This window comes from Methanobrevibacter millerae (assembly GCF_001477655.1).
GTDB lineage: Archaea > Methanobacteriota > Methanobacteria > Methanobacteriales > Methanobacteriaceae > Methanocatella > Methanocatella millerae_A.
In genome coordinates this window covers 2464638-2483046 of sequence record NZ_CP011266.1, presented here as the reverse complement: position 1 = coordinate 2483046, position 18409 = coordinate 2464638, and the positions used below count along the sequence as shown (strand labels likewise).

Sequence of the window (18409 nt, the reverse complement as noted above, 5' to 3'; positions counted from 1 at the left end):
GGGTGTAATTATGGATGTAAAGATTTCAGTAGTTCTGCCGGTTTATAATGTTGCAAATTATCTTAGAAAATGTTTGGATAGTCTTGTCAATCAAACATTCAAAGATTTTGAAGTAATATGTGTCAATGATGGTTCTACAGATTTATCCTTAGGCATTCTTGAAGGTTATGCAGTATCAGATTCTAGATTTAAAATAATCAATCAAGAAAATCAGGGATTAAGCGGTGCACGTAACACTGGAATCGAACATGTTCAAGGGGATTATGTCATTTTTGTTGATTCTGATGACTGGCTGGAAGAAAATGCTTTAGAACTATTATATGATCATGTTAAAGGTTTTAATTCAGATATTACAATGTTTAAATTTAAATTTTTTGATGAAGATACAAAAAAAATTAGTGAAAGTCAAAATTCTAAACTGGAGATTATTCCCGATTCATTAATAACTTCCAACTTTAATTATAATAATGTTTTAGATATTTTATTTAAGATATCTCATTCTCCTTTCAATAAACTTTATAAAACTTCGTTTTTAAGAGAATTGGATGCAAAATTCTTATATGGTTCATATTATGAAGATTTGGAGTTTTTTTATAAGGTATTTTTAAAAGCTGAAAAAGTTTCAGTTTTACCTAAATATCTTTATTTTTACCGTATCCGTGATGAATCTATTTCAAATATTGGTGATGAAGGCTCTTTTGATATTTTTAATGTATTAAAATCTACAAAACAGATATTGATTGATTCTAATATTTATATTGAAGTAAAAAATGAATGGTTAATGTTTATTATTGTAAATTTAAAATTCATTTATTTAAGATTGGATATTCAATTTAAAGACCAGTTTCTCTTGGAAATGAAGGATAAATATAATGATTTTTCTTTAAATGAGGTTGTTTATAGTCAAAATTGGCATTATGAGGATAGAGCATTTCATAAATCAATTTTACTGGCTGAAAACTATAAAGAGTTTGACCTGTATTATGAAAAAATTTGTTATGAGATTTTATCCAAGCATTATAAAACATTATCAAATGAATATAAAAAACAAATTGATATGTTAACTGATGAAAATAATCAGTTAAAAGAAAAATTGAATGAAAATTCCATAAAAAATAAATTTAGCAAAATTGTGAAATTATGAAAACAGCTTTAAGTGTTATTATACCTGTTTATAATGTTGAATCTTATATTAGACAGTGTTTGGATTCAATTGTTAATCAGACTATAGGAATAGAAAATATTGAAGTTATTATAGTCAATGATAAAACACAGGATAACAGTATGGATATTGTCATGGAATATGTGGATAAATATCCTTCTTTTAAAATAATTAATAATGAAGTTAATAAAGGATTGGGCGAAAGTAGAAACATTGGAATAAGTCATGCCACATCAGATTATCTTACATTTATTGACAGTGATGATTTTATTTCATTAAATACTTTTAAAGATGCTTTAGATAAGATAAATGAATTTAATGTGGATTTGTTAATTTATAATTGGGAAACATATGATGGAAAAAATGTTGTTCAGACAAATAACATTCACCATCCCGATTTTAAAGAGAATATGTTAATAGATGATATTAATGACTTTCCAAAATTATTCTTTTTAACTTCAGCATGGAATAAAATTTATCACAAAAGTTTATTTTATTTATTAAAGTATTCAGAAGGTTTTTATGAAGATAATTATGTAACATGTAATGTTTTATTAAATGCAAAAGCTATTTTCTACAGTAAAGATTCAACTTATTATTACAGAAAAAATATGGATTCAATAACTGAAAAAATTTCTAAAAATAATGTATATGACTTGTGTAATGTAATTTCTCAGCTATATGAATTTAAAAACAATAATATTAATTTATTAGCTATTAACTTTATTAATGATGTAATGTTTTGGATTTATTATTATGATTGGGAAATTAGTGATGAAATATCTTTTGTAAAAAAACTTCAATCAATTTCATCTAATATCACTAGGTCAGATGTTGAAAATTTCCTTAATTCATTCCCTAATTGGAATTTTTACAAAGATGATATTTTAAATTTAAATAATTATGATGCAGAAACTTTTCTTGCTAAATATAAATATTTCAATCATTTATCTAAAGTTGAAACTTCAGCCAATTTATATATAGATGCTGGCAACGGTTTTAATGAGGATGATAAAATAAATGTTAGTTATTCTCCTAAAATGAAAAATAACAGATTAAACTTTGATTTAAGCGATTATTCTAATATTTCATCTATTCGTTTCGACCCTTTAGAAGGGGATTTTGTTAAATCCAGAATAAACAATATCAAAGTTATTGACTCCAATTCCAATAATTCAATTAATGACGATTATCAATATTTTTTAACATTAGACCCTAATTTTATTCTTGATGTGGATTTAAATGATGATAAATTAATGATAGACTTTGATTTAGAATTTTTAACTAAAGCTGAATTAGCTGATTTTTTTGCTTTAAAAGAAAGAAGTATTATTGAAAAAAAGAATATTATAACTGAGACAAAGCAAAAAAATAAAAAAAGTAGATTTAATTTTTTAAAGTAGTGTAATTATGGTAACTTTCAAGGATTTCTTAATAAAATCAAAATTCAATGTAAAAAAGGCAAAACTTTATCAGGAAAGCTATGATAAGATAATGGAATCTGGTTTGTTTGATAAAAATTATTACTTAAAGGCTTATCCTCATGTAAAAAAGTCAGGAATGGATCCATTACTCCATTATTTATTTTATGGTGCTAGTGAATATAAAAGTCCTTCACCAACATTCAATCTTAAAAGATACCTTTATGAATATCCTGAAATAGAACAAAATAATTTAAATCCTTTGATTCACTATATTGACAATGATAATGAAGGATTTACTATGGATAAAAGTCCATTTGAGTTAAGAAAACAAAAAATTATAGATACTAACATGAATTTTTTATCCAATTATGAATTCGATGAAGAGCCATTGGTGTCCATTATTATTTTAACTAGAAATGGTTTGCATCATTTGAAGAGGCTATTTACAGATTTTGATTCTAAAACAAATTATTCTAATTATGAAATCATAGTTGTTGATAATGCATCAAATGATGGGTCTGTTGAATATTTAAAAAGTTTAAATTTACCAATTACATTAATTGAAAATAAAGAAAATGTCAGTTTTTCTAAAGGAAACAATGATGCGGCTAAAATTGCTAATGGTGAATATTTACTTTTATTAAATAATGATATTGAACCTACATACGGTTGGTTAAATGAAATGGTTGGCTGCATTTTAAATAATGATAATGTAGGCTCAGTTGGAGCTAAATTAATATTTCCTTATTATGAAGACATGAAAAATCAAGAAAAATCATTTTCCATTCAGCATGCAGGTGTAAAATTTAGGGAGGAGAGAACACCTTATGTTTATGGACCATATCACAGCAACATATTTTCCACATTAATATTTTCAAATGAAGTAAATCACCAAAAAGAGGTTATTTCAAATACTGCTGCTTGCCTTTTGGTTCCTAAAGAGGTTTATGAAAATTTAGGAGGGCTTGATGAAAATTATTTCTATGGTTATGAGGATATTGATTTCGCATTCAAATTACATAAAAATCATTACAAATCAATATTCAATCCTTTCGCATTATTGTTTCATCATGAGTCAGCTACACGTGTTGAAGATGAAGATGAAAAAAATAGGCTTAATTATGAAAACATAATGTATTTTTACAATAAATGGGGAGATTATCTCTTCAAAGAAATATTTATTGATAAAATTAATCAAAATCATTTTATAACAGATAAAAAAATTGATATTTCTATCATTTCTAAAAATGATGAATTTATATCTAAGTTGGTAAAAGATTTAAATAATAGGGATTTTAACGTTAAACTAATTCCAAATTTAAATAATCTTGCCATTGGTGAGGATTGCGATATCTTGATATCCAATAATAAGGAGTATGATGTTGATAAGATAATTTCAAGATTGAACATCATTAAAGTTTTAATTTCTAATGAAGACGATTCAAGATATGATATTTGTCTGGAAAAAAGCAATGATTATGCTAATGAATTAATGAATATAATCGAAGAAAAGTATTTGTGATATTATGGGTTATGATGAAATTTATGAAACTTATCAAGAGGTTTCAAAGGAACATATTAATAGGCCGCTATTCGATCATTCTACTGATTCAGCTGAAGAAACTATTGAAGATATTAGAAACAATAAAATTGTTATTTATACCGCATTTACAGGAGATTATGACACTTTAAAATATCCTGAAGTAATTGACGATAACTGCGATTATATTTGTTTTACAGATAACCCTGAGTTAACATCCGACTTATGGAAAATTATCCCTATGGAAGAATCTGTTTTGGATAATAACAGAAAAGCTAAAAAATATAAATTACTCCCCCACAAATACCTGAAAGATTATAAGTATAGTTTTTGGCTTGACGGAACATTCAAGATTAAAGGAAGCATTCGTGAATATATTTATAAAAATATCAGAGCTAATTCTAAAATGTTGGTACCAGTTCATACTGAAAGAGATTGTATTTATGAGGAATATAAAGCTTCTAAGATTATTCCCCGTTACCCTAGGGCTGTAATGGAAGAACAAATTGAATATTACAAATCCCAAGGTTTTCCAAAGCATTATGGATTGGGGGTTATGGGTGCATTATTCAGACAGCACAACCATCCTGAGGTCATTAAGGTGATGGAAGACTGGTGGGATGAAAATATTAAATACACTAACCAGGATCAACTTAGCTTTGCATATGTTTCATGGAAAAATGATTTTCATCCGTCAGTAAGCCACATTTACTATTGGGATAATGAATATTGGGCTAAGGAAAGTGGAGATTACCATCATAAGATTGTTTTGACAACACCAATTACAAGTGATAATTTAAGAGCTAAAATAGGTGTTGAAGTTGAAAATATGGAATTGGGTGACACTATAGAATTATCTCGTGAAGAATTATATTTGCTTGTTAATGATGTGAAAGGAATGGCAGGTTATAGAATTGACACTGCAGGCAGAATCGGTTTTTTACAAAATGAATACAATGAATTTATTAATTCAAATTCTTTAAAGTTAACTAAACCTTTAAGGGTTGCAGGAGATTATGCTCGTCGATTTAAAAACAATCATTACTTTAAATCAGCGAAAAATTCTAAAATTAATGTAACTCAAGAACTTGAAGAATATAATGCCCTTAAAAAGTTGGATCTTATTAATGAAGCCCAATATAGTCAAATACATCCTTGTCTTAATCCGATATTACATTTCATTGAAAAAGGCAGTAAAACAGACTCCATTGATGATAAAATTAAATATGTTGATTCTATTTTCGACATGTATTATTATATGAGCCTCAATGATATCGGTGATGAAGATCCTTTGCTGCATTATTTAAGAAGAGGTTATAAATTTAAATTCAGGTTTAATCGTAAATACCCTCATTTTTTAGCTAATTTGAATGAAAATATTCATTTACAGTTGGATAAATTTGCAAAAAATCGTATTAAAAAAGAATTAAGTAAAAATAAATATATAACTGATTCCAAGGTTTTGATTGATTATATTGTCAGTAATGAAGAATTTAAAACAAATACAATTAAAGTTGGTGTATTTTTAGAAGATAACTATGATAATATGAATGCTTGTCCGTTCATCAGAATTCATACTCCATTTTCAAAGCTGGCTGAAAAAGGAGGATATCACTTCTTTATTTATGGTCAGGAGATAATGCCACTTTTGGATATTGATAACATGATAAATGCCCATATTTTTGATGTTATAGTTATCCAAAGGGTTAATCCATATTCAAATCAAATTCTAAAGAAAGCTAAAAAACATAATATTAAAATTATATATGAAACTGACGATGATTTTCTAGATATTAATCCCGCTAATCCTGCCTATAATTATATTATGGGCAATTTCGATAATATTAAAAAACTTGTTAGTAACTCTGATCAGGTTGTTGTAAGTACTTCTGAGTTAAAAAAACGTTTTGATAAACTGGAAATTGATAACATTGAAATTATTAAAAATTATTATGTCAATGATTATTTGCCGTTAAGGCCTTTTACTTTTAGAGGAAATAAATTTATTAAAATTGGATATTTTGGAACTTTAACTCATGAAAATGACTTAGAGTTAATTCATAATGTAATATTGAGATTGAAAGATATATTTTCTAAAAAGGGTGTTCAAGTTCAATTTGAAATTGCTGGTGCATCAATCGACGAGAATTCCGACTGGTATTCCATTAAAAAAATACCTTATTATCCAATGTCAATGCATACATTTTATGATTGGCTCGGTAAAAATTCTGATTGGGATATTGGTATAATTCCGTTAGTAAACACAGAATTCAACAAATGCAAAAGTGAATTAAAATACATTGAATTTGCAGCTTTGGGCATTCCTGTAGTTGCAAGTGATATGAATGTATATAATGATGCAATTGAAGATGGAGTCACTGGATATTTAGCAAATAATGAAGATGAATGGGTAGATAAATTATCTTTGTTAATAGAAGACCCTATTTTAAGAAATGGTATGGTAAATAATGCCCGAGATGATATTTTTAAAAATTACAATTTAAAATCCCGTTTAATCCAATGGGACAATATTTTTAAAAAAATAGTGGAAGATTAAAATAATCTTTCTTTTATATTATTTATTTTGTATTTAAACCAGCCCTTAGTAGTTTGAAGTCTTGCAACTTGCGCGGTCTTTTGATTTAATTCTACTTCCAGATTATGTATTCTATTTGTAAATAACTGATAATCTCCCATTTGCATAAATGCCTCATCAAGATTGTCTTTAACTATTTGATTAATAATGCTTTTTATCGCATTGTTTTCTGGAAATGGCTCAATATTTTTTAATTTTTTAAATAATGGGGCTGATTTTTCAACTAATACTTTTTTATCTTCCAAAGATATTGTTTCGCTTAATGCAACATCACTGAGCCATACAGACAAATGCTGATTAAATATTGTATCATAATATTTGCATGCATTGTTTTTTTCTAAGACATCAACTGTGTATAAATAACCATCAATCAATCCATTTAAGTAATGCATTCCTTTTGAAAGGCTAGTTGATGAGTTATCTCCGGTTCTTAACCGGAAATTATAAACAACATCATTGATAAATACAATTTTTTCAGCGTTAACAAATGTATCAATCATGAAAGTTAAATCTTCTGCAAACACTCCTTCGGGAAATGTTATGTCATGTTGTAATAGGAATTCTTTTGGAAATATCATTCTCCAAATCCCATTTATTGAAAAGAAGAGCAAATTTTCATCAATCGAATTTAAAATCACATCTTCCGTAATCCAATCTTCCGTTACAAAATAATTTTCACCGAAAGTCTGAAATTTACCAATAGCAACATCACTTGAATTTACCGTAATTGCATTATATAACTTTTCAACAGTATCCGGAAGATAATTGTCATCATGGTCTATGAACATAATATAGTCAGATTCACTGTTAGCTATTCCAATGTTTCTTGCTCTTCCAGGGGTACCTGTTTTTTTACCAGACTCGAAAGTTTTAATATTTTCATATTCTTCACAGTATCTGTTAATTAATTCCTGTGTGGAATCTGTTGAATAATCATCGATTATAATCAGTTCTATATTTTCAAAACCTATTGTTTGTGATTTTATTGAATCTATTGTTGAGTCTAAAAATTCAACACTATTGTATGATGGAATAATAACAGTTACTTTATATGACATAAATTTATTTTTATGTAAAGGTATTATATATAATTAAGAGTTGAAACAATGTTTTTTTCTAAATCTATTAAAAACAATCCTAAGGCTTATATTGCATTCAAATCAAAGGGCAATCCTCAAAAAATTTCCAAATATCAAAAAGCATATTCTCGTATTAAAAGTTTAGCCATAATTGATGGAGCCAAATACAGAGAGGTTCATGGAAATTTAAACGATTTGGATTATATTCTTCATTATTTATATTATGGGGTAAATGATTCATTAGATATTCAGCAATCATATGTAAGTGATGTTTTCAATTTGGAATTTTATAAAAACACATATGGAGCAGAAAATCCTGTTTTAGATTATGTTTTAGAGGGTTTTTATAAAAAGAATCAGGTTAATATATTGGATAATGGCTATATAGATACACTTGAAACGGACCTTTTTGAACAATATTTTTCCAATGAAAAATCAAAGGTTGAGAAAACTGTTTCAAATTCTTTTTATATTCATGACAAACGAACATTGATTCCTTATATTCAACGTGAAAATCCTATTGAAACGGGGAGGATACGTGTTGGAGTTTTTACAAATGATCCTTTTGAAAATCTTGCTCCATGTCCGTATATAAGGTTACATGCATTGTTTTCAAAATTGTCTGAAAGTGAAAAATTCACATTTTTCATGTATGGTATGGATAGTTTTGTGATGATGGATATTGACAATATTTTAAGATGTAAGCTGTTTGATGTAGTTGTAGTTCAAAGAATATTGCCCTTTTTAGATATTTTGCGCGAAAAATGTCAAAAATATGGTATTAAATTAGTTTATGAAACTGATGATGATTTATTGGGTGTTGAAAAGAATAGTCCATCTTATGAATATGTAAATAGGGTTTCTAAATCTATTAAGGATTTTATTGACGCATCAGATGTTATTACAGTCACCACACCAACTTTGGCATCAAAGTTTGATGAAAATAAAACTGTTATCATTCCAAATTATTATGTGGATTCTGTTTTTGATATTAAGGAAGATATTAAAAAAGAAGGTAAACTTAAATTAGGATATTATGGTACATTGACTCATTCTAAAGATTTGTTCTTAATAAAAGATGTAATTTTAAGATTAAAGGAAAAATATGATTTTGACTTTGAAGTGATTGGTGGTTTTAATGCTTCGGATAATGTTGAAGAAGAGTGGTTTAAACCAATAGATTTGCCTCCAGACAATATGAATTTCAAAAAATTCATGGGGTGGTTATCTGAAACCATTGATTGGGATATTGCTGTTGTTCCACTTGAAAATTCACCATTTAACCAGTGTAAAAGTGAATTAAAATTCATTGAATTGGCTATTTTGGGTCTTCCGGGGGTGTATTCTGACATGTGTGTCTACAATAATGTTGTAAGTGATGGTATTGATGGTTTTTTAGCTTCAAATGATGAAGAATGGATAGAAAAAATTGAAAAACTGATTTTGGATGAATCTTTAAGAAAAACTATTCGTGGCAATGCTTTAAACAAGGTTTTATCTGATTATATGATTGATGATAGAATTAATGAATGGGATATTGTTTTAACAAAATAAGGATAGTTTTATATATTTTTAAATGTTAACATTATTCAATGGAAATGAATTAATTCGGAAGTAATATTCCGATGAGGGAAATGGTGATGTAATGTTTTTGGATCAATATTTACCATTTGTGGGATTGATAATATTTGGAAATATTGAAAACTTGGTGCTTTCTTCACAGGGAGTTGTAGCTGGTGTTAATCCTCTTAAATTAGGGATTTTCAGTATTATAGTTGTAATTTGTTGGTTAGCTATTGGAACTTTTGGAACTCAAATTGCACTACCTTATGTTGATTTTATAGACTTCTTCGGTGGTTTTATTATTTTCGTTTTAGGTGCACAGGCTATGATTGAATCTATAAGGGGTGAATAATTTGATGGATGAATTAAAACCTTTTATAGGTTTACTTATTTTTGGAAATATTGAAAACCTTATTTTAGCGGCTCAGGGTGTCGGTGCCGGTGTTAACCCTATAGGATTAGCTATTTTAAGTTTAATTGCAGTAACTTGTTGGCTTTTAATTGGTACATTCGGTACTAAAGTTGCTATTAAGTATGCACGCCATATAAACTTCATTGGTGGACTTGCTATTTTCATTTTAGGTATTCAGGCTATGGTTGAGTCATTACCTGGAATTTTAAAGTTTTTCCACTAAATTATAATTTTTTAGATAAATTTAATTAATATCAAAAAGATATTAAATATACAATTTATTAATTGCTGATTTTTATGAATGATAATTTAAATCCTTATGAAGTAGTCAGAACTAGATATGAATCAAATGTTGATAGCTTTATTTTAAGTGAGTTATTTCAACCTACTCTTGAAGTTAACGATGAATTGATTGAAGATATTAAGGATAATGAACTAGTTGTTTATACTGCATTCACAGGAGGCTATGATTCATTAAAAGAACCTGAATTTGTGGATGATAATACAAGATATGTATGTTTCACACAAAATCCTGACTTAACTTCTAAAACATGGGAAATTATTCAAATGGAACCGTCTACTTTGGATGATAATAGAATTGCAAAACAATACAAAATATTTCCAAATAAGTATTTTCCAGACAATGAATACAGTTTCTGGATTGATGGGTCTTTTAAACTTGTTGGAAGTATCCGAGAATATGTTTATAAATACATTAATTCATCCATGTTGACTGTTGTTCATCCAGAACGTGATTGCATCTTTGATGAAGCTTTAAGCTCAATTCAATTTCCTCGCTATTCAAATTATACAATTTCAAAACAGGTTGAAAAATATAGAAATGAAGGAATGCCTCTGCACTATGGTTTGCCTTCACTTGGAGCGATTTTTAGAAAACATAATAATCCTGAAATCGTTTCATTAATGGAGCAATGGTGGAAAGAAATAATTAATTATACTAATCAGGACCAGCTAAGCTTCACATATTTGATGTGGAAAAATAATTTTCATCCATCAGTTGCATCAGAATACATCTGGATTAATGATTACTGGACAAAAGTTGATGATTATCACCATGAGGTTGAATTGGATGATTATATTACCAGTAGAAATTTAATCAGATCTCTTGAAGGAAACATTAATGAAAAAAATACTTTAACAAAGGAAGAAATTAATTTACTTTTCAATGATATTGATGCTCTAAGAGATGAAGCTGAAGCATTAAACCAAGTAAGAAATCATTGGGACAGAGAAATTAATGCTATTCGGAATTCCAGTTCGTGGAAATTAACCAAAAAACTTAGAAATTTTAGAAATAACGGTGATTGAATGGGTAGAAATATTGTTAATATGCTTGTTTCATCAAATTTTAATTTAAAATCATCTTTAAAAAATCATAAATACTTTGCAAAAATTAGTAATTCAGGATTATTTGATGAGGATTTTTATAATAAAAAATATGATGATGTTTCAGGTGATCCGTTAACCCACTATTTGACAAAAGGTTATCGGGAAGGTAAATTGCCGTCTCTTAATTTTGACCCGGATTTTTATTTAAATACGTATCCTGATGTAAAACAAGCAGATTTAAATCCTTTATTCCATTATATTGCTTATGGTAAATCAGAAGGTAAATTAATTCAGCAAGCGTATGCAATAAGAAGAAAAGAGGAAATTTGTGAAACAAATCTGGCCTTTTTATCTAATTATGAATTTGATGAAGAACCATTGGTGTCAATTATAATTTTAAACAGGGATGGTTTAAACCATTTAAAACGTTTATTCAAAGATTTTGATTCTAAAACTAATTATTCTAATTATGAAATTATTGTTGTTGATAATGCATCGAAAGATGATTCAGTTAAATATTTGAAAAGCCTCGATTTGCCGATAAAAATTATTGAAAATGATGTTAATGTCAATTTTTCTAAAGGAAATAATGATGCGGCAGATATTGCCAATGGGGATTATTTGCTTTTATTAAATAATGATATAGAGCCTACTTATGGATGGTTAAATGAACTGGTGGGCACTATTGTTTATAATGATGTTGCTTCTGTAGGTGCTAAACTTATTTTTCCATTTTATTATAATACAAATAGGGAATCGTCCTATAGAATACAGCATAGTGGTGATATTTTTGCTGAAAGAATGTATCCCTGCTGTTTATATGCAGTAAATAAGTCAGATTCTAAATTGGATATTTTTGATTCATCACTTACTAGAAACAATCTCTGTATAGCAGTAACCGGTGCCGTTAACTTAATTGATAAAAAAGTTTATGATGAGCTTTCAGGACTTGATGAGGAATATGTTTATGGCCTTGAAGATGTTGATTTTTGTTTGAAATTACATAAAAATGGTTATAAAACTTTATTTGCAGGAAATGCTTTATTATTCCATCATGAATCAAGTACTCGTGTAAAAAGTAAAAGCTATTTTAAAAATGATAAGCATAACTACTCTGTATTTTGGAACAAATGGGGGCAGTATCTATCAAAATCTTTATTCATTGACAAACTTCATGCTAAAAAGTTTTTCACAGAAAAAAATCTTAAAATTACCATAATTAATGAAGATGATAGTAATTTGGAGTTAATTTCTGAAATTTCAAAAGATTTCAATAATTTGGATTTTACTGTTGAAATAATTTCGGATATGGGAAACCATTATATAGGAAATTCTGCTGATATTTTGCTTTCATTTACAGATAATTATGATTTAGAAAATATTATAGCTCGTGGAGATATTGTTAAAGTTATTGTAAATAATTCTGATTTAAGTACTGACGGTTATGATATTGTAGTTTCTTTAAATGATTTAAATTCAAATGGAAAATACAATATTAATATTGTTGATGATTTTGTATCTGAATTTTTAGAAAAACTTGAAATTATAATAATGGATGATTATGAGTTTTAAAAATAAAATTTTTGCTAAATTTCCAAGCAAATATATTTCCTATAAAGTCAAGGATAAATCTAAGGCTTCTGAAATTATTAAAGGATATAAGGCTATTCGCAAAAATAAATTATTTGATGATAAATTCTATTTAGAAAAGTATCCGAAAGTTGCTTCATCCGGAATGGATCCTTTATTGCATTACATTTTTTTTGGTTATAGTGAGGGGAAAAAACCTAATGATACTTTTGACGGTGTTTTTTATCAAAATCACTATTGTGATGTTGATATCAATCCATTAATTCACTATGCTTTATATGGAATTAATGAAAATAGGCGGATCGAAGTCGAAAATAAAGATTTGTCAGAATTTTACATACCTGATAAAAAAAGTATTCTTTTTGTTTTGCATGAGAAGATAGGCACTGTTGGGGGTACAGGCTTTTTAAATATGGATATTATTGATAATTTGCCTGATGAGTATAATGCTTTTATATTAACTTCTGATGGTGAAGATTTTGAATTATGGTGGTTTAATGATAATCTAGAAAAGATTGCTAATTATAAAATTTCTTTTAAAACTAATTTTTCAGTTATAGATAATGATGATAATTTCATTTCACTAGGCAATTTTGATAAGCTATTTTCCAATGATGATTTGGCCATCATTTATGAAGAAATCCTTTCAAAATTAAGAATAGATTTGGTTCATATTAATCATTTAATTAATCATAGTTTTGATTTAATCAATGTCATCATAAAAAAATCAATTCCATTTGTTGTTAATCTACATGATTTCTATTATATCTGTCCATCCATTCATTTAGTGGATAGCGATTGCCAATATTGCAAGTTTAATTGCCAAAATTGCAGCGGAATATCTCATAATTCAGATATATCCAATGAATTCATACTTAAAAGGTGGCGCGAAGAATGTATGAATCTTTTGAAAAATTCATATGTTAATGTTGCTCCAACTCAAAGTGTCATCGATTTATATAATGAAATTTATCCGGATTTGGATAATTTTAAAGTAATTGAGCATGGTTTGAAAATAGATAAATCTTCTTATGAAGCAAAGTTAACTTCAAATCCAATAAAAATTCTAATTCCAGGTCATATTTCACCGCATAAGGGTTCATTAATTATAAAACAACTAAAAGATTATGATAAAAATAATAAGATGGAATTCCACTTTATGGGAACCACCATTCCTAATTTAAACAGTTATGGAATTAACCATGGAAGATATAAACGTGAGGATTTTAATAGAATTGTGGGGGAAATCAAACCTTCATTTTCATTAATATTGTCCACTTGTCCAGAAACTTATTCGTATACTCTAACAGAATCCTGGATGGCAGGGTTACCGGTCATAGCAAGTGATTTGGGAGCTTTAAAAGAAAGAATCAATTCAAATGATGCCGGATGGCTTGTCGATTATACAAATATAAAAGAGATATATAACTTAATTATTAATATAAACCATAATGATTATGAAAACAAACTTTCCAATATTTCAAAAATCAAGTTTAAAGAATTGGATGAAATGTGTGATGAATATATATCATTATTTGCTAAATTAACGGATTAATATGTTAAATTATAAAATTTCGGTTATTATTTCAACTTATAATACTGGAGATTTCTTAAATGAGTTTTTAGAATCTATTAAGTCTCAAAGTATTGGATTTGAAAATATTGAAGTTATTTTTGTTGATGACAATTCAAATGATAGCTATACTTTAGATTTATTAAAAGAATTTGAGAAATCTTATGATAATGTAAAGGTTGAGTTTTTAAGTACAAATTCCGGCTTTCCCGGAACGGGTAGAAACATTGGTCTAAAACTGGCAAGTGCCGATTATGTTATTTTCTCGGATCATGATGATACATACGTCGATAACGCTTTTGAGGTAATGTACGATAAAATAGGTGAAAATGACATGCTGATTTCTAATTTTAATCAAGTTTATCCAGATAAATCAGTTCCTTTCAAATCCATTTATAAGGATTCCGGTGAAATTCAAGTTTTAAGCATTGATGAGGACAAAAACTTGTTCAGGGTTCCTGCTGCAATTTGGACAAGATTATTTAGAAGGGATTTTTTAATAGAAAATGATATTTATTTTTTAGAGGGAATGCTGGCTGAAGATGTTTATGTTGCATCATATTCATGCATCAAGGCAAATGGAATAATTTATCTTAATGATTTTTATTCTTATAACTACAAAATAAGAGATAGTGAAAAGGATAAATCCACAATTCATGTAAGGAATCGAAAATATATCGAGGCTATTTTAAACGGTTATTATAAAATTGACGAGATGCTTGTCAATTTAAATAAAACCTCATATGGTAAGATAATCTTTAAAAGCCATCTTACATCATGGCTGTATACAATTGTTTTGTCCAGAATTGATGATACTGATAAAAAAGAATTATTTGTCAAGGCTTATGACATATTTAATGATTATTACTCCGAAGACCCTTACTTTAAAAAAAGATATGATAAATTAGTGGATTTAATATTAAATAAACAATTTGATGAAGCGGTTTTGGAATCGAATAGATTAAATAAAATACAGGAAAACATGAATAATAGAAGTTTATTTTCAAGAATTAAAAATAAATTGGTAAGATAGTATGGCTAAATATAAAGTAAGTGTAATTGTTCCAACATATAACTCAGGATTATTTCTAAATGCTTTTTTTGATTCAATAATGTATCAAAGCATAGGTTTTGAAAATATTGAAGTTATTTTTGTAGATGACTGTTCGGATGATGAGTATACTTTATATTTACTCCATTTATTTAATGATGGTTTTTCAAATGTAAAATCAATATTTTTAGATGAAAATGACGGATTTCCAGGAAAAGGCCGTAATTTTGGATTAAATTTGGCTGATTCTGATTATGTTATTTTTTCTGATCATGATGATACATATGTTCCTCAGGCATTTGAAGTTCTTTATAATGCCGCTATTGAAAATGATGCGGATATGGTAATTACAAATTATTATAAGGTATTTCCTGAAGAAAAAGTGAAAGTGGAAACGGTATTTCGTGGTGAAAATATCGTAATAAATGACATTGCTGAAGACACACGCCTTTTTACTATAGATCCAGCTATTTGGTGTAAGTTATTTAAAAAAGATTTCCTGATTGAAAATGATATTCGATTTTTAGAGTCAATGCTTGCAGAGGATTTTTATTTCTTCATTGTCTCATTGTTCAAATCTTCATGCACTGTTTATTTGGATGATTTTTACAGCTACAATTATTTCATTCGTAATGTTGAAGGTGACAAATCAACAATTCATATTAGGAATAAAAAATATTTGGGTAAAATGGTTGAAGGATATTATAAGATTGAGGAATTTTTAATTGATTCTAACTTATGCAGATATTATACGGATATTTTTAATATGCATTTTGTCTATTGGATTACAAGCTTAATTATGAGTGACATTCCTGATAGTGAAAAATTGGAACTGGTTTCATCAGCCAATGAACTTCTTAAAAAAGATGTTAAAGTTCTTCCAGGATTTAATGAAAGAATTTATAATAATTTAACCAAACCTATTTTGGAAGATGATTATGAAGGTATTGTCAAGAATATTAATAATATTAAAAGATATCGTGGAATCTTAAAGTACCTATCTGGTAATTTATTAAAAACTAGGAGGTAAACTAATGTTTTTGAAACATAAAATTTTTGGAAAGATATTCAATGTTTTCACCAGATTTTCTATAGATGATAACCTGATTTCTTTTATCATAGATTCCAATGAATCTTTCAGCGGCAATCTGGAATATATTAAAAATGAATTTGAAAAAAGAGGAAATTTCAAATTCAATTTCTATTATAAGGATAAATTGTCAGTTAACTCTTTAAAAAAATTAGCAACATCCAAATATATCTTTTTAAATGATAATTTTTTTCCTTTTGCCTTCATGAATTTTAATAAAAAAACCTTAGTTATTCAATTATGGCATGCCCCTGGTGCATTTAAGAAATTTGGTGGGAGTGTGGAAAACGCTTCAATGCTTAAAATGATTTCTCAAAATACTGATTATTTAATCGTTACTTCAAAAAATATTGAAGATTTTTATAGTGAAGCTTTTCAGATTGACAAATCTAAAATAAGGTCTTTAGGCCTTCCAAGGGCAGACTATTATTTTGAAAATCATGATGTGGATGAATTGAAGAAGAATTTTTATAAAAGGTACAATTTGGATTCAAATAAAAAAATCATTTTATATGCTCCTACTTTCAGAGAAAATGAAAAATTCAACAATGTCTTTAATTATTTGGATTTGGCTAAATTCAATGAAAGATTATCTGATGATTACACATTGATTTTAAGACTCCATCCTAAGATAAATAAGTTTTATTCATCAGATATAAAAATTGAAGGGGATTATATTGACTGCAGCGATTATAAAAATGAGCAGGAATTGATGTTATTAGCTGATATTTTAATCACTGATTATTCATCAATAATGATAGAGTTTGGCCTATTAAACAAACCAATTGTATTTTTTGCTTATGATTTGGATAATTATCTGTCTAACGAACGTGGTTTTTATCTGAATTATAAAAATGATCTCCCAGGTCCAATTGTTCATACAACAGAAGAGTTAATTGAATGCATTGAAAAAGGTGTTGATAATTCAAATTTGGATTCCTTTTTAAAAACACAATTCGATGAAATCGACGGCAATTCATCCAAACGTGTTGTGGATTTTGCATTAAAGGAAGGTGAAAAGAATGGAGAATATTAAAGTTAGTGTGATTTTGCCAGTCTTTAATGAAGCTAATTATATCAAAGCGACATTGGATTCAATTATCAATCAAAATTTCAATGGTTATGAGGTAATAGTAATTGATGACGGCTCAACAGATGATACTTTAAACATTGTTGAAAAAACCTTTGAGGGATTGAGTCTGCCCCATCAGATAATTCATCAGGAAAATGCGGGCGTAAGTTCGGCAAGAAATAAGGGAATTTCGCTTGCTCGCGGTGAATATATTGTGTTTGTTGATGGTGATGACTATATTTTAACAAATCATTTATCCCAATTATATAATGAAGGCTATGACTTTAGTTTAACTCAGATGGTAAAAAAAGAAAACGATAATTTATCTAACATCCATTATTATAAATTTGAAGAAATCGATGCTAATGATTTCATCAGACTGGAGCTGGAGATGAAAGTTCCTTTCAATTTCGTACAGTTGTCTTATAAAACGGATATAATTAAAAAACATAATCTTAAATTCCGTGAGGATGTCACTTATGGTGAAGACACAGATTTTGCAATAAAGGCTTTAAGCTACGGCAATTCAATAAAAATTTCCAATGAAATAACATATTATTATATTCAGCATCATGATTCATTAATAAGTACTTCAAAACTTAAACGTTTCGATTACATTCTGGTCTTGGAGGATTTGGCTTTATTTTTTAAAAATCAAAATCGTAGCGATTTGGCGGAATTAATTTATACATCAAGAATTCCAAGAGCTATTTTTGGCAATATGAACTACTTTTTTTACAATGATTATGATTATGGTGAAGTAATAAAAAAAATGAACGAGTTGGATTTGTTTAAAAAGCTCTCCAAGTTTAAAGGCGATAAAAAATTCACCATTAAAATTAAGTTATTTTTATTAAATCCTAAACTATATTATATATTGTGGAAAAAATTCAAAAATTCAATTTAG

15 protein-coding genes are annotated in these 18409 nt (G+C 27.6%); 14 read left to right on the top strand and 1 reads right to left on the bottom strand.

Annotation, left to right across the window (positions count from 1 at the left end; translation table 11 throughout):
* Nucleotides 1–10: 10 nt before the first annotated feature.
* From SM9_RS11245 to SM9_RS11230, 4 genes are read left to right on the top strand one after another with little or no spacing between them, the layout of a single operon-like run.
* A complete protein-coding gene (locus SM9_RS11245; protein WP_058740365.1) occupies nucleotides 11–1144 on the top strand; it encodes a glycosyltransferase family 2 protein in 1134 nt (377 codons plus the stop codon).
* Nucleotides 1141–2565 (top strand): glycosyltransferase family 2 protein, encoded by a 1425-nt coding sequence (locus SM9_RS11240; protein ID WP_058740226.1) that lies wholly within the window; start codon nucleotides 1141–1143, stop codon nucleotides 2563–2565. The genes SM9_RS11245 and SM9_RS11240 overlap by 4 nt, the downstream gene beginning before the upstream one ends.
* A 7-nt stretch (nucleotides 2566–2572) precedes the next feature.
* Nucleotides 2573–4108: a glycosyltransferase family 2 protein gene (locus SM9_RS11235; RefSeq protein ID WP_058740225.1), complete on the top strand. Its 1536-nt coding sequence runs from the start codon at nucleotides 2573–2575 to the stop codon at nucleotides 4106–4108.
* Nucleotides 4109–4112: 4 nt separating this feature from the next.
* A complete protein-coding gene (locus SM9_RS11230; protein WP_058740224.1) occupies nucleotides 4113–6683 on the top strand; it encodes a glycosyltransferase domain-containing protein in 2571 nt (856 codons plus the stop codon).
* On the opposite strand, the gene SM9_RS11225 is transcribed toward SM9_RS11230, so the two are convergent.
* Nucleotides 6680–7780: a glycosyltransferase family 2 protein gene (locus SM9_RS11225; RefSeq protein WP_058740223.1), complete on the bottom strand. Its 1101-nt coding sequence runs from the start codon at nucleotides 7778–7780 to the stop codon at nucleotides 6680–6682. The genes SM9_RS11230 and SM9_RS11225 overlap by 4 nt on opposite strands.
* A gap of 48 nt (nucleotides 7781–7828) precedes the next feature.
* Between SM9_RS11225 and SM9_RS11220 the strand changes: the two genes are divergently transcribed.
* The 10 genes from SM9_RS11220 (at nucleotide 7829) to SM9_RS11175 (ending at nucleotide 18409) form a co-directional block, all read left to right on the top strand.
* Nucleotides 7829–9355: a glycosyltransferase gene (locus tag SM9_RS11220; protein WP_058740222.1), complete on the top strand. Its 1527-nt coding sequence runs from the start codon at nucleotides 7829–7831 to the stop codon at nucleotides 9353–9355.
* A 91-nt stretch (nucleotides 9356–9446) separates the two neighbouring features.
* Nucleotides 9447–9716: a hypothetical protein gene (locus SM9_RS11215; RefSeq protein ID WP_058740221.1), complete on the top strand. Its 270-nt coding sequence runs from the start codon at nucleotides 9447–9449 to the stop codon at nucleotides 9714–9716.
* A 4-nt stretch (nucleotides 9717–9720) separates the two neighbouring features.
* On the top strand, nucleotides 9721–9999 hold the full coding sequence (locus tag SM9_RS11210) for a hypothetical protein (protein ID WP_394326118.1): 279 nt from the start codon (nucleotides 9721–9723) through the stop codon (nucleotides 9997–9999).
* A 74-nt stretch (nucleotides 10000–10073) separates the two neighbouring features.
* The gene (locus SM9_RS11205) at nucleotides 10074–11105 is read left to right on the top strand and encodes a glycosyltransferase domain-containing protein (protein WP_058740219.1); all 1032 of its coding nucleotides are present in this window, start codon (nucleotides 10074–10076) and stop codon (nucleotides 11103–11105) included.
* A complete protein-coding gene (locus SM9_RS11200; RefSeq protein WP_058740218.1) occupies nucleotides 11106–12698 on the top strand; it encodes a glycosyltransferase family 2 protein in 1593 nt (530 codons plus the stop codon).
* Nucleotides 12688–14271: a glycosyltransferase gene (locus SM9_RS11195; RefSeq protein ID WP_058740217.1), complete on the top strand. Its 1584-nt coding sequence runs from the start codon at nucleotides 12688–12690 to the stop codon at nucleotides 14269–14271. Before SM9_RS11200 ends, SM9_RS11195 begins: the two co-directional genes overlap by 11 nt.
* 1 nt (nucleotide 14272) lies before the next feature.
* A complete protein-coding gene (locus SM9_RS11190; RefSeq protein WP_058740216.1) occupies nucleotides 14273–15322 on the top strand; it encodes a glycosyltransferase family 2 protein in 1050 nt (349 codons plus the stop codon).
* A 1-nt stretch (nucleotide 15323) separates the two neighbouring features.
* Complete coding sequence (locus SM9_RS11185; RefSeq protein ID WP_058740215.1) at nucleotides 15324–16370, top strand: glycosyltransferase family 2 protein; 1047 nt, start codon at nucleotides 15324–15326, stop codon at nucleotides 16368–16370.
* Between the two features lie 4 nt (nucleotides 16371–16374).
* Nucleotides 16375–17466 carry a CDP-glycerol glycerophosphotransferase family protein gene (locus SM9_RS11180; protein WP_058740214.1) on the top strand — a complete coding sequence of 364 codons (1092 nt, stop codon included), beginning with the start codon at nucleotides 16375–16377 and terminating at the stop codon, nucleotides 17464–17466.
* Complete coding sequence (locus SM9_RS11175) at nucleotides 17453–18409, top strand: glycosyltransferase family 2 protein (RefSeq protein ID WP_058740213.1); 957 nt, start codon at nucleotides 17453–17455, stop codon at nucleotides 18407–18409. Before SM9_RS11180 ends, SM9_RS11175 begins: the two co-directional genes overlap by 14 nt.